Raw genomic sequence first — 24,283 nt, forward strand, 5'->3', positions numbered from 1 at the left:
TCCCTTACACTGCGCGGCCTTTCAATCAACATGACTGCCGCATGCCACCTCATCTAGGGCACTGTGACATCTGTTTCAAGACAATGACCTCCAGCTTTATTTGGCGCCGCCGGGCCTTGAAATCCGGGGCCTTGGCGCTAGGGACTTGGGCGCTTTCGCCGCTGTGTGCACAGCAGCCGGCGGCGCCGATCCGCCTGGCGCTGATCGAGAGCCTGAGCGGGCCATTCGCCAACACCGGCGAGGCCGTGTTCCGCAACCTGCTGTGGGCGGTCGAGCGCGTCAATGCGCGCGGCGGCGTCAAGCTGCCCGGCGGCGCCCGCTTGCTGCAACTGGAGCGCTACGACAGCAAGGGGCAGAACGAGGAGGCACTGTCCGCGTTGCGCGCGGCGATGGACGACGGCGCCCGCGTGGTGCTGCAGGGCAACTCGTCGGCCACGGCCGCCGCGCTGATCGACGCCATCGACAAGAACAATGAACGCGACCCGTCGCGGCGCGTGCTCTTCCTCAACTACGCGGCGGTCGATCCGGCGCTCACCAACGAGCGCTGCAGCTTCTGGCACTTCCGCTTCGACGCGCATGCCGACATGCGCGTGACGGCCCTGATGGATGTGGTGAAAGGCGACGCGGCGCTCAAGCGTGTCTACCTGATCGGCCAGGACTACAGCTTCGGGCAGGCGGTGCTGCGCGAGTCCCGGCGGCAGCTCGGCCTGTTGCGCCCCGATGTGCGGATCGTCGGCGATGAACTGCACCCCATGGGCCGCGTGAAGGACTTCGCACCCTATGCCAGCAAGCTCATCGCCAGCGGAGCGCAGGCCGTCATCACGGGCAACTGGGGCAATGACCTCACGCTGCTCGTGAAGGCGGCGCGCGAGGCGGGCTTCAACGGGACTTTCTATACCTTCTACGGCAATGCGCTAGGCGCCCCGGCCGCCATCGGCGATGCCGGCATAGGCCGGGTGGTGGCGGTTGCCGACTGGCTGCCGAACGTCCAGACCTCGCAGTCCGAGGCTTTCTATCGTTCTTTCCGCGCGCGCTTTCCGAAGCCGGAAGACGACTACGTCCATATGCGCATGCAGTTGCTGATCGAGTCGCTTGCGCAGGCGATCGAGCGCGCCGCCAGTATCGACACGACGGCTGTGGCGCGCGCCCTCGAGCGGGCCGACGTCACGCTGGCCGGGCAAAGCGGCCGGATGCGCGCGGCCGATCACCAGTTCCAGCAGACGCTGGTGGTTGGCATGATGGACAGACAGGGCACGCCCGGGGTGAGGTTCGACGTCGAAGGATCCGGCTACGGTTTCCGCGTCATCAAGACCATCCCCGCCGAGCGCGCCGAAATGCCGACCACCTGCAAGATGCAGCGTCCCTTGACGAATTCCTAGGAAAGACAACATGCGCGAAGCCATCCTCAACCTCGAAGCCTCCAAGATCCGCGAAGTTGCCAATGCCGGCCTCGGCCGCGACGACGTGCTGGCCTTCTGGTTCGGCGAAAGCGACGAGGTCACCCCGGACGTGATCCGGCAGGCGGCCATCGATTCGCTGCAGCGTGGCGAGACCTTCTATGCCCATAATCTCGGCCTGCCGGAATTGCGGGAGGCGGTTGCGCGGTACATGAGCGCGCACCATCCGGCGATCGAGGCATCGCGCATCGCCATCACGTCGGGCGGTGTCAATGCGCTGATGCTGGCCGTGCAGGCATTGGTCGATGCGGGCGACGAGGTCGTGGCCGTCACCCCGGTGTGGCCGAACCTGACCGCGCAGCCGGCGATCCTCGGCGCGACGGTGCGCTGCGTCCCGCTGGTGCCGAGGGAGGGACGGTGGACGCTCGACCTCGAAGCGCTGCGCGCCGCGATCACGCCGGCGACGAAGCTGCTGATCGTCAACGCGCCCAACAACCCCACCGGCTGGACGCTGACGCGCGAGGAGCAGCAGGCGATCCTGGACCATTGTCGCAAGACGGGCACCTGGATCCTGGCCGACGAAGTCTACGAACGGCTCTATTTCGAGCCGACGGCGAACGGTTGCGCGCCCAGCTTCCTCGATGTTGCGGCGCCCGATGACCGGCTCGTGGTGGCGCACAGCTTCTCCAAGAGTTTCCTCATGACGGGCTGGCGCCTGGGCTGGCTGGTGCTGCCCGAGTCCATGATGGATGGCATGGGCAAGCTGATCGAGTTCAACACTTCCTGCGCGAGCGTGTTCACGCAGCGCGCCGGCATGGCCGCGCTGGCGCACACCGACGACATCACCCCCCGCGTGGTTGCGCACCTCAAGGCGTGCCGCGATACGCTGGTTCCGCTGCTGGCCGCGATTCCGGGTGTGAAGGTGCAAGCCGCGCGGGGCGGCATGTATGCCTTCTTCCAGCTCGAAGGCTTCGGCGACTCGCTGGCCCTCGCCAAGCGCCTCGTCGCCGAGGCCGGCCTCGGCCTGGCGCCAGGCAATGCCTTCGCGCCGGAGGCGCAAGGCTGGCTGCGCTGGTGCTTCGCGTCCAAGGACCCGAAGCGCCTGGTCGAGGGCGTCAACCGCCTGAAGACCTGGCTGGCAACGCAACGGTAAGAGGGTTCGGCGCAGCCCGGGCAGTTCGCAAGATGCCGCCGATCCGGCTCCGCCGGGCGGCCGGCATCGCCCCCGGCCGGGGGAGGGCGAAGGATACGAAGTACCGCAGCCTGGGGGCGAGCTATAATCCCCAGGCTTTGCATGCCGCAAGGCGCACGGTGAGTGCAGTTCCAGCGCCCACCGCAAGTCAAACACTCCGGAACAGGAAAATTCACATGATCGCAGCCTCCATCAAGGCCGAAGTTGTCAAGGACAACGCCCGCGCCGCCAACGACACCGGCAGTCCCGAAGTGCAAGTCGCACTGCTGACCGCCCGCATCAACGAGCTCACCCCCCACTTCAAGACGCATGCCAAGGACCACCATGGTCGCCGCGGCCTGCTGCGCATGGTGAGCCGCCGCCGCAAGCTGCTGGACTACCTGAAGTCCAGGGATGCCGACCGTTACACCGCGCTGATCGCCAAGCTGGGTCTGCGCAAGTAAGCCGAATCGCATGAAAAGACGCCTGGGTTAGTCCGCTAGCTCAGGCGTTTTTTACTTCGCGAATCGTTTTCGGAGTGCCAAACAGAGCGAAGCTGTGTCATTCCATCGAAGTTCTCCCCCGAGCTTCTCTGGAATGGCATCGTGTTCTGAAAAGCGCTCCAACCCCGCGGGATCTGTGTGCAACACAGGGTGAGCCGCTATCAAAACAGGAGCTAACATGAGCCTCTTCAACAAAGTCACCAAGTCCTTCCAGTGGGGCGGCAAGACCGTCATCCTGGAAACCGGCGAAATCGCCCGTCAGGCCAGCGGCGCCGTGATCGTGGACATCGAAGGCACCGTGGTGCTCGCGACCGTCGTCGCCTCCAAGACCGCCAAGCCCGGCCAGGATTTCTTCCCGCTGACCGTCGACTACATCGAGAAGACCTATGCGGCCGGCAAGATCCCCGGTAGCTTCTTCAAGCGCGAAGCCAAGCCGAGCGAACATGAGACGCTCACCTCGCGCCTGATCGACCGCCCGATCCGCCCGCTGTTCCCCGAAGGCTTCCTGAACGAAGTGCACGTGGTTATCCACACGCTGTCGCTCAATCCAGAAGTCGATGCCGATATCGCCGCCATGATCGGCGTCAGCGCAGCCCTGTCGATCTCCGGTATTCCGTTCAGCGGCCCGATCGGTGCGGCGCGCGTCGGCTACATCAACGGCCAGTACGTCCTGAACCCCGGCCAGACCGAGCGCAAGGGCTCGCAGATGGACCTGGTCGTGGCCGGTACCGAAGCGGCCGTGCTCATGGTCGAGTCCGAAGCCCTGCAACTGAGCGAAGAAATCATGCTCGGCGGCGTGGTGTTCGGCCATGAGCAGGCCAACATCGCGATCAATGCGATTCACGAACTCGTGCGCGACGCCGGCAAGCCGGTGTGGGACTGGCAGCCGCCGGCCGAGGACGAGGCCTTCGTCGCCAAGGTCAAGGGCCTGGCCGAAGAAAAGCTGCGCGCCGTCTACCAGATCCGCAGCAAGCAAGCCCGCACCCAAGCCCTGCGCGAGGCCAACGCCAGCGTGATGACGTCGCTCAAGGACAGCGGCGAGCCCTTCGACGCGGGCAAGGTCAATGACCTGCTGTTCGCCATCGAATCGAAGATCGTCCGTGGTCAGATCCTCGCCGGCGAGCCGCGCATCGACGGCCGCGACACCCGCACGGTGCGCCCCATCGAGATCCGCAACAGTGTGCTGCCGCGCACCCATGGCTCGGCCCTGTTCACGCGCGGCGAAACCCAGGCGCTGGTCGTGACCACGCTCGGCACCGAGCGCGACGCGCAGCGCATCGACGCGCTGGCCGGGGAGTACGAAGACCGCTTCCTGTTCCACTACAACATGCCTCCCTTCGCCACGGGCGAAGTCGGGCGCATGGGCTCGACCAAGCGTCGGGAAGTCGGCCACGGCCGCCTCGCCAAGCGTGCGCTGGTCGCCTGCCTGCCAAGCAAGGAAGAGTTCCCCTACACCATTCGCGTCGTGTCGGAGATCACCGAGTCGAACGGCTCCTCGTCGATGGCTTCGGTCTGTGGCGGCTGCCTCTCGATGATGGATGCTGGCGTGCCCATGAAGGCGCACGTGGCCGGCATCGCCATGGGCCTGATCAAGGAAGACAACCGCTTCGCCGTGCTGACCGACATCCTGGGTGATGAAGATCACCTGGGCGACATGGACTTCAAGGTGGCCGGCACGACCAACGGCATCACCGCGCTGCAGATGGACATCAAGATCCAGGGCATCACCAAGGAAATCATGCAGGTCGCCCTGGCGCAGGCCAAGGAAGCACGCATGCACATCCTGGGCAAGATGCAGGAAGCGATGGGCGAGGCCAAGGCCGAAGTCTCCACCTTCGCGCCGCGTCTGTTCACCATGAAGATCAACCCCGAGAAGATCCGCGACGTCATCGGCAAGGGCGGCTCGGTGATCCGCGCGCTGACCGAAGAGACCGGCACGCAGATCAACATCGACGAAGACGGCACCATCACCATCGCTTCGACCGATCCGGCCAAGGCCGAAGAGGCCAAGCGCCGCATCGAGCAGATCACCGCGGAAGTGGAAATCGGCAAAGTTTATGAAGGCCCGGTCACGAAGATCCTCGACTTCGGTGCGTTGATCAACCTGCTGCCCGGCAAGGACGGCCTGCTGCATATCAGCCAGATCGCGCATGAGCGCGTCGAGAAGGTCAGCGACTACCTGAGCGAAGGCCAGATCGTGAAGGTCAAGGTGCTCGAGACCGACGAGAAGGGCCGCGTGAAGCTGTCCATGAAGGCCTTGAGCGAACGCCCGGCCGGCATGGAGTTCAATGACCGTCCGCCGCGCGAGGATCGGGGTGGCGATCGTGGGGAGCGTCGCGATCGTCCGCCGCGTGAAGACCGTGGCGACCGCCCGCCGCGTCAGGAACGCGCACCGCGCTTCGAGAACAGCAACGAGCGCGGCGGCGAGCCGGCCGAGCAGGTGACCGAGCAGCAGCCCTTGCCGCTGCACGATTCGAATCGCGGCGACCATCAGGCCTGATGAGGCGCGACGGCGGCGACGCCGTCGCTCTTTCGTTCGAGATTCAGCGATTTCGCCGGCGGGGCGGGCGCTGCAGCCAGAGAAGATCATGAAAGCCATTGAGATCACATCGTTCGGTGCCCCTGAGGTGCTGCGCATGGTGGAACGTCCCGCGCCGGTTGCAGGCGCGGGTGAATTGCTGATTCGTGTGGCCGCCAGCGGCGTGAATCGCCCTGACGTGCTGCAGCGGACCGGCAACTATCCGGTGCCGCCGGGCGCCTCGGACTTGCCGGGCCTCGAGGTCGCGGGCGAGATCGTGGCGGGCGACGAGAAGGCGATGAGCGACGCGGGCTTGAAGATCGGCGACCACGTGTGCGCGTTGGTCGCGGGCGGGGGTTATGCCGAGTTGTGTGTTGCGCCCGTCGTGCAGTGTCTGCCGGTGCCCAAGGGCTGGAGCGAGGTCGAAGCGGCTTCTCTGCCCGAGACTGTGTTCACCGTCTGGAGCAATGTGTTCGAGCGCGGCCGCCTGCAAAAGGGCGAGACGCTGCTCGTTCAGGGCGGTACGAGCGGCATTGGCGTCACGGCCATCCAGCTCGGCAAGGCGCTCGGCGCCACCGTGATCGCGACGGCCGGCAGCGACGACAAGTGCGAAGCCTGCAAGAGGCTTGGCGCCGATCATGCGATCAACTACAAGACCTCCGATTTCGTCGAAGAGGTCAAGCGCCTCACCGGCGGCAAGGGTGTCGACGTGGTGCTCGACATGGTGGCGGGCAGCTACGTCGCGCGCGAGATCGAATGCCTGGCCGACGACGGCCGGCTCGTCATCATTGCCGTGCAGGGCGGCGTGAAGAGCGAGTTCAATGCCGCGCAAGTGTTGCGCAGGCGGCTCCTCATCACCGGATCGACCCTGCGTCCGCGGCCGATCGCGTTCAAGGGTGCGATCGCGAAGGCATTGCGCGAGAAGGTTTGGCCGCTGCTCGAGAGCGGTGCCTTCAAGCCGGTGATCCATGGCGTCTTCGCTGCCGCGGGCGAGCCCAGCGGCGCCGCGCAGGCGCACACGCTGATGGAGTCGAATCAGCACATCGGCAAGATCGTCCTGACTTGGTGAGCAAGACAGACATGACCAAGAAGAAGCTGATCGCCGGCAACTGGAAGATGAACGGCAGCCTCGCGGCCAACGAGGCGTTGATCAAGGCCCTGCGGCAGGGGCTCGGCGCGCCGGCGTGTGAAGTCGTGGTGTGTGTTCCCTCGCCGTACCTCGCCCAGGTCCAATCGCTCGTCGACGGCGCGCCGATCGCACTGGGTGCGCAGGATGTGTCGGCGCATCCCAGTGGCGCGTTCACCGGAGAGCAATCGGCAGCCATGCTGAGAGACTTCGGCGTGCGCTATTCCATCGTCGGCCACTCGGAGCGCCGTCAGTACCACGGCGAAACGGACGAGCTGGTAGCGGCCAAGACGGCCGCTGCGCTGGCCAATGGCATCACGCCCATCGTCTGTGTCGGCGAAACGCTGGCGCAGCGCGAGGCAGGGCGCACGGAAGAAGTCGTCAAGCGCCAGCTTGCGGCGATCATCCACGTCAACGGCCACTGCATCAGCGAGATCGTCGTCGCATACGAACCCGTGTGGGCTATCGGCACGGGCAAGACGGCAACCCCCGAGCAGGCGCAGGCCGTGCACGCTGTGCTGCGTGCGCAACTGCACCACGCGGCGAGCGAGCACGCCGCGGGCATCCGTATTCTTTATGGCGGCAGCATGAACGCTGCCAACGCGGCCGAACTGTTGGCCCAGACAGACATCGACGGCGGACTGATCGGTGGTGCCTCGCTCAAGGCCCCCGACTTTCTGCAGATCATTGCAGCGGCGCGCTGAGACGTGCACCGCTGCGAACAAATTAGGAGTTAGAACGAATGAACGTGGTCCTCAATATCCTGGTGGGCGTACAGATGCTCACCGCACTCGCGATGATCGGCCTCATCCTGGTCCAGCACGGCAAGGGTGCCGACATGGGCGCGGCCTTCGGCAGCGGCAGTGCCGGCAGCCTTTTCGGCGCCAGCGGCAGTGCGAACTTCCTCTCGCGCACCACAGCGGTTCTCGCCGCCGTGTTCTTTGCGTGCACCCTCATGCTGGCCTACTTCAGCCATGCACGGCCGACCGGTGGCGACAGCCTGCTCGAACGCGCCGCGGTCGCGATTCCCGCGCCCGCGGCCTCGGGCGCGGCGACGATTCCATCGGGCACTGCCCCGGCACCGACGCCCGTCGCACCCGCATCGGGCGCCGCTCAGATCCCGTCGAAGTGATCCTTCAGGTTTCGATGCAGTCGTCCAGTGAAAACGACTTCATTTCAGGGTAAACTCTAAAGCTGTCCGGAAAGCCAAAACCTCACAAGGTTCCTCATGCCATTCGGACAGAAAACCGCGGTCGTGGTGAAATTGGTAGACACGCTATCTTGAGGGGGTAGTGGCGAAAGCTGTGCGAGTTCGAGTCTCGCCGACCGCACCAAATCTCACCGGCAGGAAAGCTTCCTGCTGGTGACAAATGGTCAAATTCCCGATGAACCTCGATACCTACCTCCCCGTCCTGTTGTTCATCCTGGTCGGTGTCGGTGTAGGCGTCGCGCCTCAGGTTCTGGGTTACATCCTCGGCCCGAACCGGCCTGATGCCCAAAAGAACGCGCCCTACGAATGCGGCTTCGAAGCCTTCGAAGACGCGCGCATGAAGTTCGACGTGCGTTACTACCTCGTCGCCATCCTCTTCATTCTTTTCGACCTCGAAATTGCTTTTCTCTTTCCCTGGGCCATTGCGCTCAAGGAAATCGGCGTTGTCGGCTTCTGGGCGATGATGATTTTTCTCGCCATCCTCGTCGTGGGCTTCGTCTACGAGTGGAAAAAGGGCGCGCTCGATTGGGAATGACAAGGAATCCGCAAAATGGCCATTGAAGGCGTCATGAAGGAAGGCTTCGTCACCACGACTTACGATTCGGTGGTGAATTGGGCCAAGACTGGATCACTGTGGCCGATGACCTTTGGTCTGGCTTGCTGTGCCGTTGAGATGATGCATGCGGGCGCCGCTCGCTATGACATCGACCGATTCGGCATGCTGTTCCGGCCGAGTCCACGCCAGTCCGATCTGATGATCGTGGCTGGTACGCTGTGCAACAAGATGGCGCCTGCGCTGCGCAAGGTGTACGACCAGATGCCCGAGCCCCGATGGGTGCTCTCGATGGGGTCATGTGCCAATGGCGGCGGCTACTACCACTACAGCTATTCGGTCGTGCGTGGATGCGACCGCATTGTGCCGGTTGACGTCTATGTGCCGGGTTGCCCGCCGACCGCGGAAGCGCTGCTGTATGGAGTGATTCAACTCCAGCAGAAGATCCGCCGCACCAACACGATCGCGCGCGCCTGAAGAGCAATAGACGATGACCGATTTTGCGATTTCTCCCGAAGCGCTGCAGACCCAGATCACCGAAACGCTTGGCGCGAAGGCGCGGAGCGTGAAGCTCGCCCTGGGCGAAGTGACCGTGGTTGTGTCGCCTGCCGACTACCTCGAAGCCGCCACGCTGTTGCGCGATGCGCCCGGCTGCCGCTTCGAGCAGTTGATCGACCTGTGCGGCATGGATTATTCCGATTACCGCGAGGGCGAGTGGGAGGGTGAGCGCTTCTGCGTGGTCACCCATCTTCTCTCCGTCAGTTTGAATCAGCGCGTGCGCCTGAAGGTGTTTGCGCCCAATGAAGACCTCCCGGTTGTCGATTCCCTGACTGGCGTCTGGAATGCCGCGGGGTGGTTCGAGCGCGAGGCATTCGACCTCTACGGCATCGTGTTCGAAGGCCACGACGACTTGCGCCGCATCCTGACCGACTACGGCTTCATCGGCCATCCGTTCCGCAAGGACTTCCCGGTGTCCGGCCACGTCGAGATGCGTTATGACGCGGAACAGAAGCGTGTGATCTATCAGCCCATCTCGATCGAGCCGCGCGAGATCACCCCGCGCGTGATCCGCGAAGACAACTACGGCGGACTCCACTGATGGCCGAAATCAAGAACTACACGCTGAACTTCGGTCCCCAGCATCCGGCGGCGCACGGCGTGCTTCGTCTTGTGCTCGAACTCGACGGCGAAGTCATTCAGCGCGCCGACCCTCACATCGGCCTGCTGCACCGCGCGACCGAGAAGCTTGCCGAATCGCGCACGTACATCCAGTCGCTGCCCTACATGGACCGGCTCGACTACGTGTCGATGATGAGCAACGAGCACGCCTATTGCCTCGCGATCGAGCGGCTCCTGGGCCTCGACGTTCCCGAGCGCGCGCAGTACATCCGCGTGATGTTCGCCGAGATCACCCGTTTGCTGAACCACCTCCTGTGGCTCGGCGCGCACGGCCTGGATTGCGGTGCGATGAACATGCTCATCTACTGCTTCCGCGAGCGGGAAGACCTGTTTGACATGTACGAGGCCGTATCAGGCGCGCGCATGCATGCGGCCTACTTTCGCCCAGGCGGCGTCTACCGCGATCTGCCCGATGCGATGCCGCAGTACAAGGTCAGCAAGATCAAGAACGCCAAGGCGATCGCGCGACTCAACGAGAACCGCCAAGGCTCGTTGCTGGACTTCATCGACGACTTCTGCAAGCGCTTCCCGAAGATGGTGGGTGAGTACGAGACGTTGCTCACCGACAACCGCATCTGGAAGCAGCGCACGGTGGGCATCGGCGTCGTCACGCCCGAGCGCGCCCTGAATCTCGGCTTCACCGGCCCGATGCTGCGTGGCTCCGGCGTCGAATGGGACCTGCGCAAGAAGCAGCCGTACGACGTTTACGATCGCATGGAATTCGACGTGCCCGTCGGCAAGACGGGCGACTGCTACGACCGCTACCTCGTTCGAGTCGAAGAGATGCGTCAGGCCAACCGCATCATCCAGCAGTGTTCTGCCTGGTTGCGTGCGAATCCCGGCCCGGTCATCACGGCCAACCACAAGGTGGCCGCCCCGGCGCGGGAATCGATGAAGGCGAACATGGAGGAGATGATCCACCATTTCAAGCTCTTCACCGAAGGCTTTCACGTGCCCGAAGGCGAGGCGTACGCCGCCGTCGAGCACCCCAAGGGAGAGTTTGGCATCTACCTGGTGAGCGACGGTGCGAACAAGCCGTACCGCCTGAAGATCCGCGCGCCGGGCTTTCCCCATCTGGCCGCGCTTGACGAGATGTCGCGCGGCCACATGATTGCCGATGCCGTCGCGGTGATCGGCACCATGGATATCGTGTTCGGTGAAATTGACAGGTGAGCGTGCAAATGAATTCCGACACCACCCATGGCACTGAAGGCAGCGTCGCTCCGCTCAAGCAAGCCACGCTGGCGCTCTTTGCCCGTGAAGTCGCCAAGTACCCCGAGGCCCAGAAACAGTCGGCCGTGATGGCCTGCCTTGCGATCGTGCAGAAGGACGAGGGATTCGTCAGCCTGCAGCGCGAGCGCGAGATCGCGGCCTATCTCGGCATGGCGCCGATCGCGGTGCACGAGGTCACGACCTTCTACAACATGTACAACCAGCGCCCGCTGGGCAAGTACAAGCTCAACGTCTGCACCAACCTGCCGTGCCAGTTGCGCGACGGCGCGGTGGCGTTGGCGCACCTCGAGAAGAAGTTGGGCATCCGGATGGGCGAGACGACGCCTGACGGCATGTTCACGCTGCAACAGAGCGAATGCCTGGGCGCCTGCGCCGATTCGCCGGTGATGCTGGTCAACGACCTCACCATGTGCAGTTTCATGAGCAACGAAAAGCTCGACCAGCTGGTCGACGGCCTGCGCAGTTCGACCGCGGAGGAAGGTAAATGATGTCCCCCGAGCAAGTGCTCTCGCAGTTCCAGGCGACCGGCGTCCAGACCTGCTTTCACGATCGTCACATCACGCCGCAGATCTATGCGGGTCTGGACGGTACCAACTGGCGTCTGGCCGATTACGAGGCGCGCGGCGGCTATAAGGCGCTGCGCAAGATCCTGAGTGAAGGCCTGACCCCAGACCAGGTGATCGCCGAGGTCAAGGCCTCCGGGCTTCGTGGACGCGGCGGCGCGGGCTTTCCGACCGGCCTCAAGTGGAGCTTCATGCCCCGCCAATTCCCGGGCCAGAAATACCTGGTCTGCAATTCGGACGAGGGCGAGCCCGGAACTTGCAAGGATCGCGACCTGTTGCAGTACAACCCGCACATCGTGATCGAGGGCATGGCCATTGCCGCGTACGCGATGGGCATCAGCGTAGGCTACAACTACATCCACGGCGAGATCTTCCAGACCTATGTCCGCTTCGAAGAGGCGCTGGAAGAAGCGCGCGCGGCGGGCTATCTGGGTGACGGCATCCTGGGCAGCAGTTTCAACTTCCAGCTTCATGCCGCGCACGGTTTCGGCGCGTATATCTGCGGTGAAGAAACCGCGCTGCTCGAATCGCTCGAAGGCAAGAAGGGCCAGCCGCGCTTCAAGCCTCCGTTCCCGGCGAGCTTCGGCCTGTACGGCAAGCCCACGACGATCAACAACACCGAGACCTTCGCGGCCGTGCCGTGGATCATCGTCAACGGTGGTCCCGCATACCTCGAATGCGGCAAGCCGAACAACGGCGGCACCAAGATATTCTCGGTCAGCGGTGATGTCGAACTGCCCGGCAACTATGAAGTGCCGATGGGCACGCCGTTCTCGAAGCTGCTCGAGCTCGCCGGTGGCGTGCGCAAGGGGCGCCAGCTGAAGGCCGTGATCCCTGGCGGCTCGTCTGCGCCGGTGCTGCCGGCCAGCATCATGATGGATTGCACGATGGACTACGACTCCATCGCCAAGGCGGGCTCGATGCTCGGCTCCGGCGCCGTGGTCGTCATGGACGACAGCCGCTCGATGGTCGAGTCGCTCAAGCGTCTCTCGTACTTCTACATGCACGAATCCTGCGGCCAGTGCACGCCGTGCCGAGAAGGCACCGGCTGGCTCTGGCGCGTGGTGGACCGCATCCACAACGGCCATGGCAAGGCCACCGACATGGACCTGCTCAACTCGGTCGCCGACAACATCCAGGGCCGCACCATCTGCGCGCTCGGTGATGCAGCCGCGATGCCGGTGCGGGCCATGATCAAACACTTCCGCCACGAGTTCGAGGCATTGATTCCCGGCTACGTCCCGAAGACGCCCGTCAAGGCCTGAGCGAGAAAAATACAAATGGTTGAAATCGAACTCGACGGCAAGAAGGTCGACATCATCGAAGGCAGCATGATCATGCATGCGGCCGACAAGGCGGGCACCTACATCCCGCACTTCTGCTATCACAAGAAGCTCAGCATCGCCGCCAACTGCCGCATGTGCCTGGTGGACGTCGAAAAGGCGCCGAAGCCCATGCCCGCCTGCGCCACGCCGGTGACGCAGGGCATGATCGTGCGCACCAAGAGCGACAAGGCCATCAAGGCGCAGCAGTCGGTGATGGAGTTCCTCCTGATCAACCACCCGCTGGACTGCCCGATCTGCGACCAGGGCGGCGAGTGCCAGTTGCAGGACCTGGCCGTCGGCTATGGCGGCTCCTCTTCCCGGTATGAAGAAGAGAAGCGCGTCGTCTTCCACAAGGACGTCGGCCCGCTCATCAGCATGGAAGAGATGAGCCGCTGCATCCATTGCACGCGCTGCGTCCGCTTCGGCCAGGAAGTGGCCGGCGTGATGGAACTCGGCATGACGCAGCGCGGCGAACATTCCGAAATCGAAACCTTCGTCGGCGACTCGGTGGATTCCGAACTCTCCGGCAACATGATCGACATCTGCCCGGTCGGGGCGTTGACGAGCAAGCCCTTCCGCTACAGCGCCCGCACTTGGGAGCTGTCGCGCCGCAAGTCGGTCAGCCCGCACGATTCGACCGGCGCCAACCTGATCGTCCAGGTCAAGAACAACCGCGTCATGCGCGTGGTCCCGCTCGAGAACGAAGATGTGAACGAGTGCTGGATTGCCGACCGCGACCGTTTCTCGTACGAGGCACTGAATGGCCCTGAGCGTCTCACGCAGCCCATGCTCAAGCAGGGCGGCCAGTGGCAGCAGGTCGATTGGCAGACCGCGCTGGAATACGTGGCCAACGGCCTCAAGCAGATCAAGGCCGACCATGGCGCGCAGAGCATCGGCACGCTGGTCAGTCCGCACAGCACGCTCGAGGAATTGCACTTGGCCAGACTGCTGATGAACGGACTGGGCAGCGGCAACATCGACTACCGTCTGCGCAACGCCGAGTTCGCTGCCTTCGAAGGTACACGCTGGCTCGGCACCTCGATCGCTTCGCTATCCCAGCTGCAGCGAGTGCTTGTCATCGGCACCAACCTGCGCAAGGACCATCCGCTGTTCGCCCAGCGCATCCGTCAGTCGGTGCGCAAGGGCGGCGTGCTCAGCGCGATCACCTCGCCGGATCTGTTTGCCGACGCCGACGCGTGGGCCATTCCCGTGGCGAACGCAGCGCGTGTTCCCGCCCAGGATTGGGTGGAGGCGCTGGCCGAACTCGCCGGCGCGATTGCCGAAAGCACCGGCGCCTCCGCACCCGTGGCGAGGTCCTCCGCAGCGGGTGATGCCGCCAAGGCCATGGCGGCCTCGCTGCTCGGCGGCGAACGCAAGGCGATCCTGCTTGGCAATGCGGCCGCCCATCACGCACAGGCCGGCGCATTGCTGGCGCTGGCGAACTGGATCGGCGCACAGACCGGCGCCAGCGTCGGCTACCTCACCGAGGCTGCCAACACCGTCGGCGCGCAGATCGTCGGCGCCTTCCCGAAGGATGGCGGACTGAATGCGCTCGACATGCTCTCCGGCAAGCTCAAGGCCGTCTTGCTGCTCAACACCGAACCGGTGTTCGATTCCGCCGCGGGCGCCGCGGCTGTCGAGGCCCTCGCCCACGCTCAGATGGTCGTGACGCTGAGCCCCTTCAAGGCCAACCTCGAATTCAGCGACGTGCTGCTGCCGATCGCGCCGTTCACCGAAACGCCGGGCACCTTCGTCAATGCCGAAGGCCGGGTGCAGGGCTTCCACGCCGTCGTGAAGCCGCAGGGCGAAGCGCGTCCGGCCTGGAAGGTCTTGCGCGTCCTGGCCAACCTGCTGGGTCTTTCGGGCTTCTCCTACGAATCGGCGGCCGACGTGCTGGCCGATATCGGCCTGAACGCTCAAGTGTCGGCGGACAGGCTGAACAACGCCACCGCGGCTTCAGTCGAAGGCGGCAATGGCGCCGCGGCCGGACCGGTCGTCGCCAGCATCTACCAGCTCGATTCGATCGTTCGTCGCGCGCCCTCGCTGCAACTCACCGCCGATGCGCGCCTGGCGCAAGCCCAGGCTGCGACGGAGGTGCTCGCATGATCGACGCTCTGCATGGTTTCGGCCAGGGCCTGGTCGCCGCCGGCTGGTGGACCAGCCTGGCCTGGCCCGTCATCTGGACGCTGATCAAGATCATCGTCGTGGTGATCCCGTTGATGGGCGCCGTCGCCTACCTCACGCTCTGGGAGCGCAAGGCCATCGGATTCACGCAGATCCGCATCGGCCCCAACCGCATCGGCCCGCTGGGCCTGCTGCAGCCGATCGCCGATGCGCTCAAGCTGCTGACCAAGGAAATCATCCTTCCCACAGTCGCCAACAAGAGCCTGTTCCTGCTCGGCCCGATCATGACCATCATGCCGGCCCTGGCGGCCTGGGCGGTCATTCCTTTCGGCCCCGATGTCGCGCTCGCCAACATCAATGCCGGCCTGCTGTTCGTCATGGCCATCACCTCGCTGGAGGTGTATGGCGTGATCATCGCCGGCTGGGCGTCGAATTCGAAGTACGCCTTCCTTGGCGCGCTGCGCGCATCGGCCCAGATGGTCAGCTATGAAATCGCGATGGGCTTCTGCTTCGTCGTGGTGCTGATGGTGTCCGCCAGCCTGAATATGAGCGACATCGTCGCGGGGCAGGGCAAGGGCCAGTTCGCATCGATGGGCATCGGGTTCCTCTCGTGGAACTGGCTGTCGCTGCTGCCGATCTTCTTCGTCTACTTCATCTCCGGCCTTGCCGAGACCAACCGCCATCCCTTCGATGTGGTCGAAGGCGAGTCGGAAATCGTCGCGGGTCACATGATCGAGTACTCGGGCATGAGCTTTGCCATGTTCTTCCTGGCCGAATACGCCAACATGTGGCTGGTGTCGATCCTGACCGTCATCCTGTTCCTGGGCGGGTGGCTGCCACCTTTCGCCTTCCTCAGCTTCATTCCGGGCTGGATCTGGCTGGGCATCAAGACCTTCGCCGTGGTCACCATGTTCCTCTGGGTCCGCTCCACCTTCCCGCGCTTCCGCTATGACCAGATCATGCGTCTGGGCTGGAAGATCTTCATTCCGGTCACGCTCGTGTGGCTCGTGGTGGTCGGCGCCTGGATGCAGACCCCCTACAACATCTGGAAATAACAGGAACCGCCATGTCTGCGCACACCGCCAGCGCGCTTGCGCGCTCATCGAAACTGCCCTCGCAGCCGTTCTCGCTCAAGGACTTCCTCTCCAGCTTCATGCTGTTCGAGTTGTTCAAGGGCCTGGCGCTGACCGGCAAGTACGCGTTCAGCCGAAAGATCACCGTGCAGTTCCCCGAAGAGAAGACGCCGCTGTCGCCGCGTTTCCGCGGCCTTCATGCCTTGCGCCGCTATGAGAACGGGGAAGAACGCTGCATCGCGTGCAAGCTCTGCGAAGCCGTGTGCCCCGCGCTCGCGATCACCATCGAATCGGATGTGCGCGATGACGGCTCTCGCCGCACCACCCGCTACGACATCGACCTGACCAAGTGCATCTTCTGCGGCTTCTGCGAAGAAAGCTGCCCCGTCGACTCGATCGTCGAGACGCATATCTTCGAGTACCACGGCGAGAAGCGCGGTGACTTGTACTTCACCAAGGACATGCTGCTCGCTGTCGGCGACCGCTACGAAAAAGAAATCGCCGCCAACAAGGCGGCCGACGCCAAGTACCGCTGACGCGGTCTGGCCCAACGTAACGAATTCGATCCATGGACGTCAAGACCGGTCTGTTCTATCTGTTTGCGGCGGTGCTGCTTTTCGCGGCCTTCCGCGTCATCACCGCGCGCAACCCCGTGTATGCCGCGCTCTATCTGGTGCTCGCGTTCTTCCAGGCATCAGCCATCTGGTTGCTGCTGCGCGCAGAATTCCTTGCCATTGCGCTGGTGCTCGTCTACGTGGGAGCGGTGATGGTGCTGTTCCTTTTCGTGGTGATGATGCTGGACATCAACGTCGACAGCCTTCGCCAGGGCTTCTGGCGGCATTTTCCCCTTGCCGCTGGCGTCGGCGCATTGATAGCGCTCGAGATGGCCGGCGTGCTGATGGGCGGCTTCCGCCCCAGCGAGCCCAAGAACCTGATGGCGTCCGGGCCGGGCACCTCCAACACGCTTGAGCTCGGCAAGCTGCTGTACACGCAATACCTCTATCCGCTGGAGATCGCTGCTGTCATCCTGCTGGTCGCCATCGTTGCCGCCATCGCGCTGACGCTGCGCACCCGCAAGGACAGCAAGTACGTCAACCCCGCCGACCAAGTGCGCGTGAAGGCGCGTGACCGCGTGCGCATCGTCCAGATGCCGGTCACGCAGGCGGCTCGGCCCGTCGTTGAAGAAGCACCGGCCGCAGGGGAGACCAAGGCATGACGCTCACACTGGGACATTACCTTTCCTTGGGCGCGATGCTCTTCGCGCTGTCGGTCATCGGTATCTTTCTGAACCGCAAGAACCTGATCGTGCTGTTGATGTGCATCGAGCTGATGCTGCTCGCCGTCAACATGAACTTCGTCGCGTTCTCCTACTACCTCGGGGACATGCACGGCCAGATCTTCGTGTTCTTCATCCTGACCGTGGCGGCGGCGGAGTCGGCGATCGGGCTGGCGCTGCTGGTGCTCCTGTTCCGCAACAAGTCGAACATCAACGTCGACGAACTCAACTCGCTCAAAGGCTGAGACCAGTATGAGCGCAACGCTTTCCGCATCCACACTGCTGGCCGTCCCGCTGGCCCCCCTGGTCGGCGCCGTCGTGGCCGGCCTGTGGGGCACCAAGTTCGCCGGCAATCACATCGGCCGCAAGGTCACGCATTCGCTGACCATTCTCGGCGTGCTGATCTCCTTCATCATTTCGGCCATGACGCTCAAGAGCGTGGTCGCCGACGGCGCGCGCTTCAACGCCACCATCTACGAGTGGATGGTGGTCGGCGGCCTGAAGATGGAGATCGGCTTCCTGGTCGACGGCCTCACCGCCATGATGATGTGCGTGGTGACCTTCGTCTCGCTGATGGTGCACATCTACACCATCGGCTACATGGAAGATGACGAGGGCTACAACCGCTTCTTCGCCTACATCTCGCTCTTCACCTTCTCGATGCTGATGCTCGTAATGAGCAACAACATGCTCCAGCTCTTTTTCGGCTGGGAAGCGGTGGGTCTGGTGTCGTACCTGCTGATCGGATTCTGGTTCAACAGGCCGACGGCGATCTTCGCGAACATGAAGGCCTTCCTGATCAACCGCGTGGGCGACTTCGGCTTCATCCTCGGCATCGGGCTGATCGCCGCCTACGCCGGCACGCTGAACTACGCCGAAGCCTTCGCGAAGGCCGACGCGCTGTCGAAGCTGAGCTTCCCTGGCACCGAGTGGATGTTGATCACCGTGATCTGCATCTGCCTCTTCATCGGCGCGATGGGCAAGAGCGCCCAGTTCCCGCTGCACGTCTGGCTGCCCGACTCGATGGAAGGCCCGACGCCGATCTCCGCGCTGATCCACGCCGCGACGATGGTTACGGCCGGCATCTTCATGGTGGCGCGCATGTCGCCGCTGTTCGAGCTGAGCGACACGGCCCTGAGCTTCATCCTCGTGATCGGTGCCATTACCGCGCTCTTCATGGGCTTCCTGGGCATCATCCAGAACGACATCAAGCGCGTCGTCGCGTACTCGACACTCTCGCAACTCGGCTACATGACCGTCGCGCTGGGCGCGTCGGCCTATTCGGTCGCCGTGTTCCACCTGATGACCCACGCCTTCTTCAAGGCGCTGCTGTTCCTCGGCGCGGGCTCGGTGATCATCGGCATGCACCACAACCAGGACATTCGCTGGATGGGCGGCGTGCGCAAGTACATGCCGATCACCTGGATCACCTCGCTGGTGGGCTCGCTTGCGCTCATCGGCACACCGTTCTTCGCCGGCTTCTATTCGAAGGACAGCATCATCGAGGCGGTGCACGAGAGCCACCTGTGGGGCTCCGGCTTCGCGTACTTCTCGGTCCTGGCTGGTGTGTTCGTCACCGCGTTCTATTCGTTCCGCATGTACTTCCTGGTCTTCCACGGCAAGGAGCGCTACGACCTGAACCCGGACGCCCACCACGACGATCATGCCCATGACGCGCACGGCCATGGCGACCAGCACGACCACAAGCCGCACGAGTCGCCGTGGGTGGTGTGGCTGCCATTGGTGCTGCTCGCCATCCCCTCGGTCGTGATTGGTTTCATGACCATCGACCCGATGCTGTTCGGCGACTTTTTCAAGGGCGCGATCGTCATCGATGAAGGCAGGCATCCCGCCATGAAGGAGCTCGCCGAGGCCTTCCACGGCCCGGTGGCAATGGCCCTGCACGGCCTCAGTGCCGCGCCGTTCTGGCTGGCGCTCGCTGGCGTGGTCCTCTCCTGGTACATGTACATGATCAATCCGGCAGTGCCCGCGGCGATCAAGCGCGCCTTCGGCCCCGTGTACCGCCTGCTCGAAAACAAGTACTACATGGACTGGTTCAACGAGAACGTCATCGCACGCGCTACGCGCGCGCTCGGCACCGGTCTGTGGAAGGGCGGCGACCAGGGCATCATCGATGGCGCCATCGTCAACGGCTCCTGGCGGCTGGTCGGCCGCATCGCGGGCGTCGTGCGGTGGGCGCAGTCGGGCTACATCTATCACTACGCCTTCGCGATGCTGCTTGGCATCTTCATACTCATGACGTACTTCGTCTGGTTCAAACGGTAAGCGCTCTCGCTGGAGAAAAAGAAAAATGGGTTTGTTGAGCCTTGCCATCTGGCTGCCGATCGTGGTCGGCGCGTTGCTGCTGGCGTTCGGCCGGGACGACCGCGCCAACGGTGTGCGCTGGGTCGCTCTGATCGGTTCGATCGCGAGCTTCCTGGCGACCGTGCCGCTCTATACGCGCTTCGAAATCGGAACGGCCTCGATGCAGTTCGTCGAGAAGACGAGCTGGATCCAGCGCTTCAATATCAATTACCACGTCGGCGTGGACGGAATCTCGCTGTGGCTGGTGCTGCTGACGGCTTTCATCACGGTGATCGTGGTGATCTCCGCCTGGCAAGTGATCACGGAGCGCGTGAACCAGTACATGGGCGCCTTCCTGATCCTGTCGGGCCTGATGATCGGCGCCTTCAGCGCGCTCGACGGCGTGCTGTTCTATACCTTCTTCGAGGCCACGCTGATCCCGATGTACCTGATCATCGGCATCTGGGGCGGACCGAACAAGATCTACGCAGCCTTCAAGTTCTTCATCTACACGTTGCTCGGCTCGTTGCTGATGCTGATCGCGCTGATCTACCTGTACAACACCTCGGGTGGCAGCTTCGACATCCTCACGTGGCAGAAGCTGCCGCTGCCCGCCAGCGCACAGACTTTCCTGTTCTTCGCCTTCTTCGCGGCCTTTGCCGTCAAGGTGCCGATGTGGCCGGTGCACACGTGGTTGCCCGACGTCCACGTCGAGGCGCCCACCGGCGGCTCCGCCGTGCTGGCGGCGATCATGCTGAAGCTCGGGGCCTATGGCTTTCTGCGTTTCTCCATCCCCATCGCTCCCGATGCCGCGCACGAATGGGCCTGGCTCATGATCGGCCTTTCGCTGATCGCCGTGATCTACGTCGGCCTGGTCGCGCTGGTGCAGCAGGACATGAAGAAGCTCGTGGCCTATTCGTCCGTGGCCCACATGGGCTTCGTCACGCTGGGATTCTTCATTTTCAATGACCTCGGCGTGTCAGGCGGCATCGTGCAGATGATTGCGCACGGTTTCGTGTCGGGCGCCATGTTCCTTGGCATCGGCGTGCTGTACGACCGCGTGCATTCACGCCAGATCGCCGACTACGGCGGTGTCGTCAACACCATGCCCAAGTTCGCGGCCTTCGCGCTGCTGTTCGCGATGGCCAACTGCGGCCTGCCGGGCACGGCGGGTTTCGTCGGCGAATGGATGGTGATCCTGGGCGCGGTCAAGTCGAACTTCTGGGTCGGCGCCGGCGCCGCTACCGCGCTGATCTTCGGCGCTGCCTACACGCTGTGGATGTACAAGCGTGTCTACCTGGGGCCCGTGGGCAATGACCACGTCAAGGAATTGAGCGACATCGGTTCCCGTGAATTCCTCATGCTCGCGCTGCTTGCCATCGCGGTGCTGTGGATGGGCATCCACCCCAAGCCCTTCACCGACGTGATGGATGCCTCCGTGGCCGAGCTGCTGCGCCACGTGGCGATCTCCAAGGTACCTTGAAATGATTGAAAAGCTCAACTGGATGACGATCTACCCCGAGATGGTGCTGCTGGTCATGGCCTGCATCATCGCGCTGGTCGATCTGTCCACCACCGGTGCTCGTCGTACGCGCACCTACGTGCTGACCCTGCTGACGCTCGCGGCGGTGGCCGTGCTGGCCGGGCTTCAGGCCTCGGCGGGCCTCACCGTCTACGGCTTCGGCGGCATGGTCGTGAGCGACCCGATGGGCAACTGGCTCAAGTGCTTCGCGACTGTGGCACTGATGGTCACGCTGGTCTACGGCCGGCCCTACTCGGCCGACCGCGACATGCTGCGCGGCGGCGAGATGTTCACCATGAGCATGTTCTCCCTGCTGGGGATGTTCGTGATGATCTCCGGCAGCAACTTCCTGCTGATCTATCTCGGCCTGGAACTGCTCACGCTGTCGAGCTACGCGCTGGTCGCGCTGCGCCGCGACAACGCCGTGGCGAGCGAGGCGGCGATGAAGTACTTCGTGCTGGGCGCGATGGCCAGCGGCTTCCTGCTCTACGGCCTGTCCATGATGTACGGCGCGACCGGTTCGCTCGACACCAATGAGGTGTTCAAGGCCATCGCGAGCCGCAACGTCAACCATCAGGTGCTGGTGTTCGGTCTCGTTTTCATCGTTGCCGGCCTGGCGTTCAAGGTGGGCGCGGCGCCCTTCCACATGTGGGTGCCCGACGTCTACCAGGGAGCGCCGACCTCCGTCACTCTGATGATCGGTGCGGCGCCCGAGCTCGCGGCCTTCGCCATCATCATCCGCCTGCTGGTGGAAGGCCTGCTGCCCCTGGCCATCGATTGGCAGCAGATGCTGGCCTTGCTGGCCATCGCCTCGCTCCTGGTCGGCAACCTCGCCGCCATCGCGCAGACCAACCTCAAGCGCATGCTGGCCTATTCCACCATCGCGCAAATGGGCTTCATGCTGCTGGGCCTGGTGGCGGGCGTGGTCAACGGCAATACCTACAACGCGGAGTTCGCCTACAGCGCGTCGATGTTCTACATCGTGACCTACGTGCTGACCACGCTGGCGAGCTTCGGCATCATCCTGCTGCTGGCACGCGAGGGCTTCGAGAGCGAAGAGATCACCGATCTCGCCGGCCTCAACCAGCGCAGCCCGCTCTATGCCGGCGTGATGGCGGTCGCGATGTTCTCGCTCGCGGGCGTGCCGCCGCTGGTCGGCTTCTATGCGAAGCTGGCAGTGCTGCAGGCACTGATCGCGTCGGGGCAGGGCCTGTATATCGGTCTTGCCGTCTATGCGGTCGTGATGTCGCTGATCGGTGCCTTCTACTACCTGCGCGTGGTCAAGGTCATGTACTTCGATGTGCCCCTCACGGCGACGACCGTGTCGGCACCGCGCGATGTGCGCACCGTCCTCACGCTCAACGGCGCGCTGATCCTGATCCTCGGCATCCTGCCCGGTGGCCTCATGACGCTCTGCGCGAAGGCGATCGTGGCCACGCTGGCCACCTGATCCTGTCCCGTGTCGCAGAGCGCATCGGTCTGGGTCGTGTTGCTGGTGGCGGTCCTGGCGGCCAATCTGCCGTTCGTCAATGAGCGGCTGCTGGGCGTCGTACCGCTGTCCGCTGGCGTCAAATCGCTGGCGATCCGGGTGGTAGAACTCGTGATCCTCTATTTCCTGGCCGGTGGAGTCGGCTTGCTCTTCGAGAGCCGCGTCGGCCAGACCGCGCCGCAGGGGTGGGAGTTCTATGCCGTCACTGGAGCGACCTTCATCGTCTTCGCGTTCCCGGGCTTCACCTGGCGCTACCTGCTGAAACATCGAAAGTAGCTTGATATGGATGATGCGCATCTGAGGGAGGAAGGCACCGCCAGCGAATTGCTGCTGCAAGGCAATTTCCTGCGCGCCATGCGCGACACCGTGCGCCTGCCCGATGGCCAGACCGCGACCCGCGAGTACGTGATTCATCCCGGTGCCGTCGTCGTGGTGCCCCTGCTGGACGACGGCCGCGTGGTGCTGGAGCGCCAGTACCGCTACCCGGTGGCGCGAGTGATGACCGAGTTTCCGGCCGGCAAGCTCGACGCCGGCGAAGATCCGCTTCTTTGCGGCCAGCGCGAACTGCTCGAGGAAACCGGCTATTCCGCGCGGGAGTGGGCGCATGCCGGCGCGATGCATCTGGCAGTGGCCTATTCCACCGAGATCATCCACGTCTACTTCGCGCGCGGGCTTTCGCTCGGGGCGCGTCAGCTCGATCACGGCGAGTTTCTCGATGTGTTCACGGCGACGCCCGAGGAGCTGATCGACTGGTGCCGCAACGGGACCGTGTCGGACGCCAAGACCCTGACCTGCACGCTGTGGCTGCAGAACGTGCTGTCGGGCGCATGGACCCTCGATTGGCAAACGCACAGCTTTTCCGGCGCGGCTTGATAATCCGTGCATGAAGGTCCTCAACCTCCAATGCGCGCACGGCCACGGATTCGAAGGCTGGTTCGCGTCGCATGAAGCATTCGAAACCCAACTGGCGGGCGGCTTGGTGGAGTGTCCCCTGTGCGGCGACACGAAGATCACCAAGCTCCTGGCGGCCCCGCGCCTGAATCTGGGCAGCCCGAGGCCGCCGTCTGAAGCCGTGGCGCCGAGCACGCCCGCCGCCGAAAACTCGCCCGAGGCGCGCTGGATGCGCGCGGTGCGGGAAGTGCTGGCTCAGACCGAAGATGTTGGCGAGCGCTTCGTAGACGAGGCGCGCAAGATGCACTACGGCGAAGCCGAGGAACGTGGCATCCGCGGCCAGGCCACTCGCGAGCAGACGGAGACCCTGCGGGAGGAGGGCATCGCGGTTTTTTCGCTGCCGCTTCCGCCGGCTCTCAAGGAAACGCTTCAGTAGCTGGCGCACCCCCAGGCTTGCCCACTTCGTGTGGCCGCCCACCTCCTTGCAGGGGGCTACACCAGCGGCCCGGCGCAGCCGGTTTCGCGCTGTTTCCGGCTTGATGCGCCAGAGTGCCGCGCTCCTAAGCGCAAGTTCCCTGCTCTCTGTAGTCACTCCACCGACGGCAAGTACTTGTCGCCGCTGATGAATCCTCCTCTGCGGAGGATTTTTTCGGGTGATACATGTAGTCACTAAAATGACTTGAATGATTCACATCGTTCGACTATATTTCTCTTCATGGCAGCTCGTACCGGCACCGCTCACGTCGTCACTACGACGCGCACCTACAAGGACCAGGTCTATCGCACCCACCTGCTGCGCCGCAGCTACCGCGAGGACGGCAAGGTC

The 24,283-nt window shown here is 63.7% G+C and carries 24 protein-coding genes and 1 tRNA gene; all 25 read left to right on the top strand.

Annotation, left to right across the window (positions count from 1 at the left end):
- Positions 1-83: 83 nt before the first annotated feature.
- The 25 genes from AC1DNF_RS19040 (at position 84) to AC1DNF_RS19160 (ending at position 23,893) form a co-directional block, all read left to right on the top strand.
- Positions 84-1,379: a branched-chain amino acid ABC transporter substrate-binding protein gene (locus AC1DNF_RS19040; protein ID WP_478150173.1), complete on the top strand. Its 1,296-nt coding sequence runs from the start codon at positions 84-86 to the stop codon at positions 1,377-1,379.
- A 10-nt stretch (positions 1,380-1,389) separates the two neighbouring features.
- A complete protein-coding gene (locus tag AC1DNF_RS19045; protein ID WP_478150174.1) occupies positions 1,390-2,550 on the top strand; it encodes a pyridoxal phosphate-dependent aminotransferase in 1,161 nt (386 codons plus the stop codon).
- Between the two features lie 215 nt (positions 2,551-2,765).
- Positions 2,766-3,032, top strand: coding sequence for a 30S ribosomal protein S15 (gene rpsO / locus AC1DNF_RS19050; RefSeq protein ID WP_183026594.1), 267 nt, complete (start codon positions 2,766-2,768; stop codon positions 3,030-3,032).
- A 217-nt stretch (positions 3,033-3,249) separates the two neighbouring features.
- Positions 3,250-5,571, top strand: a complete 2,322-nt coding sequence (gene pnp, locus AC1DNF_RS19055) for a polyribonucleotide nucleotidyltransferase (protein WP_478150175.1) — start codon at positions 3,250-3,252, stop codon at positions 5,569-5,571.
- Between the two features lie 88 nt (positions 5,572-5,659).
- Positions 5,660-6,658, top strand: coding sequence for an NAD(P)H-quinone oxidoreductase (locus AC1DNF_RS19060; protein WP_478150176.1), 999 nt, complete (start codon positions 5,660-5,662; stop codon positions 6,656-6,658).
- Positions 6,659-6,669: 11 nt separating this feature from the next.
- Positions 6,670-7,419 carry a triose-phosphate isomerase gene (gene tpiA, locus AC1DNF_RS19065; RefSeq protein WP_478150177.1) on the top strand — a complete coding sequence of 250 codons (750 nt, stop codon included), beginning with the start codon at positions 6,670-6,672 and terminating at the stop codon, positions 7,417-7,419.
- Positions 7,420-7,457: 38 nt separating this feature from the next.
- The gene (secG, locus tag AC1DNF_RS19070) at positions 7,458-7,847 is read left to right on the top strand and encodes a preprotein translocase subunit SecG (RefSeq protein ID WP_478150178.1); all 390 of its coding nucleotides are present in this window, start codon (positions 7,458-7,460) and stop codon (positions 7,845-7,847) included.
- Between the two features lie 117 nt (positions 7,848-7,964).
- Positions 7,965-8,049, top strand: a tRNA-Leu gene (locus AC1DNF_RS19075).
- A 51-nt stretch (positions 8,050-8,100) separates the two neighbouring features.
- A complete protein-coding gene (locus tag AC1DNF_RS19080) occupies positions 8,101-8,460 on the top strand; it encodes an NADH-quinone oxidoreductase subunit A (protein ID WP_478150195.1) in 360 nt (119 codons plus the stop codon).
- 15 nt (positions 8,461-8,475) lie between these two features.
- Complete coding sequence (locus AC1DNF_RS19085) at positions 8,476-8,955, top strand: NuoB/complex I 20 kDa subunit family protein (RefSeq protein WP_012748606.1); 480 nt, start codon at positions 8,476-8,478, stop codon at positions 8,953-8,955.
- Between the two features lie 13 nt (positions 8,956-8,968).
- On the top strand, positions 8,969-9,577 hold the full coding sequence (locus tag AC1DNF_RS19090) for an NADH-quinone oxidoreductase subunit C (protein WP_478150179.1): 609 nt from the start codon (positions 8,969-8,971) through the stop codon (positions 9,575-9,577).
- On the top strand, positions 9,577-10,830 hold the full coding sequence (locus AC1DNF_RS19095) for an NADH-quinone oxidoreductase subunit D (RefSeq protein WP_478150180.1): 1,254 nt from the start codon (positions 9,577-9,579) through the stop codon (positions 10,828-10,830). The genes AC1DNF_RS19090 and AC1DNF_RS19095 overlap by 1 nt, the downstream gene beginning before the upstream one ends.
- A gap of 8 nt (positions 10,831-10,838) precedes the next feature.
- The gene (locus AC1DNF_RS19100; RefSeq protein ID WP_478150181.1) at positions 10,839-11,378 is read left to right on the top strand and encodes an NADH-quinone oxidoreductase subunit NuoE family protein; all 540 of its coding nucleotides are present in this window, start codon (positions 10,839-10,841) and stop codon (positions 11,376-11,378) included.
- Complete coding sequence (gene nuoF / locus AC1DNF_RS19105) at positions 11,378-12,718, top strand: NADH-quinone oxidoreductase subunit NuoF (RefSeq protein ID WP_478150182.1); 1,341 nt, start codon at positions 11,378-11,380, stop codon at positions 12,716-12,718. Before AC1DNF_RS19100 ends, nuoF begins: the two co-directional genes overlap by 1 nt.
- Before the next feature lie 15 nt (positions 12,719-12,733).
- Positions 12,734-14,884, top strand: a complete 2,151-nt coding sequence (gene nuoG / locus AC1DNF_RS19110) for an NADH-quinone oxidoreductase subunit NuoG (RefSeq protein ID WP_478150183.1) — start codon at positions 12,734-12,736, stop codon at positions 14,882-14,884.
- The gene (gene nuoH, locus AC1DNF_RS19115; RefSeq protein WP_478150184.1) at positions 14,881-15,957 is read left to right on the top strand and encodes an NADH-quinone oxidoreductase subunit NuoH; all 1,077 of its coding nucleotides are present in this window, start codon (positions 14,881-14,883) and stop codon (positions 15,955-15,957) included. The genes nuoG and nuoH overlap by 4 nt, the downstream gene beginning before the upstream one ends.
- Before the next feature lie 11 nt (positions 15,958-15,968).
- On the top strand, positions 15,969-16,511 hold the full coding sequence (gene nuoI / locus AC1DNF_RS19120) for an NADH-quinone oxidoreductase subunit NuoI (protein WP_478150185.1): 543 nt from the start codon (positions 15,969-15,971) through the stop codon (positions 16,509-16,511).
- 32 nt (positions 16,512-16,543) lie between these two features.
- A complete protein-coding gene (locus tag AC1DNF_RS19125; protein WP_478150186.1) occupies positions 16,544-17,191 on the top strand; it encodes an NADH-quinone oxidoreductase subunit J in 648 nt (215 codons plus the stop codon).
- Entirely contained in the window at positions 17,188-17,496 is a 309-nt protein-coding gene (nuoK, locus tag AC1DNF_RS19130) for an NADH-quinone oxidoreductase subunit NuoK (RefSeq protein ID WP_478150187.1), read from the top strand. Before AC1DNF_RS19125 ends, nuoK begins: the two co-directional genes overlap by 4 nt.
- Before the next feature lie 7 nt (positions 17,497-17,503).
- The gene (nuoL, locus tag AC1DNF_RS19135; RefSeq protein ID WP_478150188.1) at positions 17,504-19,537 is read left to right on the top strand and encodes an NADH-quinone oxidoreductase subunit L; all 2,034 of its coding nucleotides are present in this window, start codon (positions 17,504-17,506) and stop codon (positions 19,535-19,537) included.
- A gap of 25 nt (positions 19,538-19,562) precedes the next feature.
- Positions 19,563-21,038: an NADH-quinone oxidoreductase subunit M gene (locus AC1DNF_RS19140; protein WP_478150189.1), complete on the top strand. Its 1,476-nt coding sequence runs from the start codon at positions 19,563-19,565 to the stop codon at positions 21,036-21,038.
- 1 nt (position 21,039) lies between these two features.
- Positions 21,040-22,527, top strand: coding sequence for an NADH-quinone oxidoreductase subunit NuoN (nuoN, locus tag AC1DNF_RS19145; protein ID WP_478150190.1), 1,488 nt, complete (start codon positions 21,040-21,042; stop codon positions 22,525-22,527).
- Positions 22,528-22,536: 9 nt separating this feature from the next.
- Positions 22,537-22,842, top strand: a complete 306-nt coding sequence (locus tag AC1DNF_RS19150) for a DUF2818 family protein (protein ID WP_478150191.1) — start codon at positions 22,537-22,539, stop codon at positions 22,840-22,842.
- Positions 22,843-22,848: 6 nt separating this feature from the next.
- Positions 22,849-23,439, top strand: coding sequence for an NUDIX domain-containing protein (locus AC1DNF_RS19155; RefSeq protein WP_478150192.1), 591 nt, complete (start codon positions 22,849-22,851; stop codon positions 23,437-23,439).
- Positions 23,440-23,449: 10 nt separating this feature from the next.
- Positions 23,450-23,893, top strand: coding sequence for a DUF1178 family protein (locus AC1DNF_RS19160; RefSeq protein ID WP_478150193.1), 444 nt, complete (start codon positions 23,450-23,452; stop codon positions 23,891-23,893).
- Positions 23,894-24,283: the final 390 nt, after the last annotated feature.

The sequence above is a fragment of the Variovorax sp. 01T432 genome, assembly GCF_056398605.1.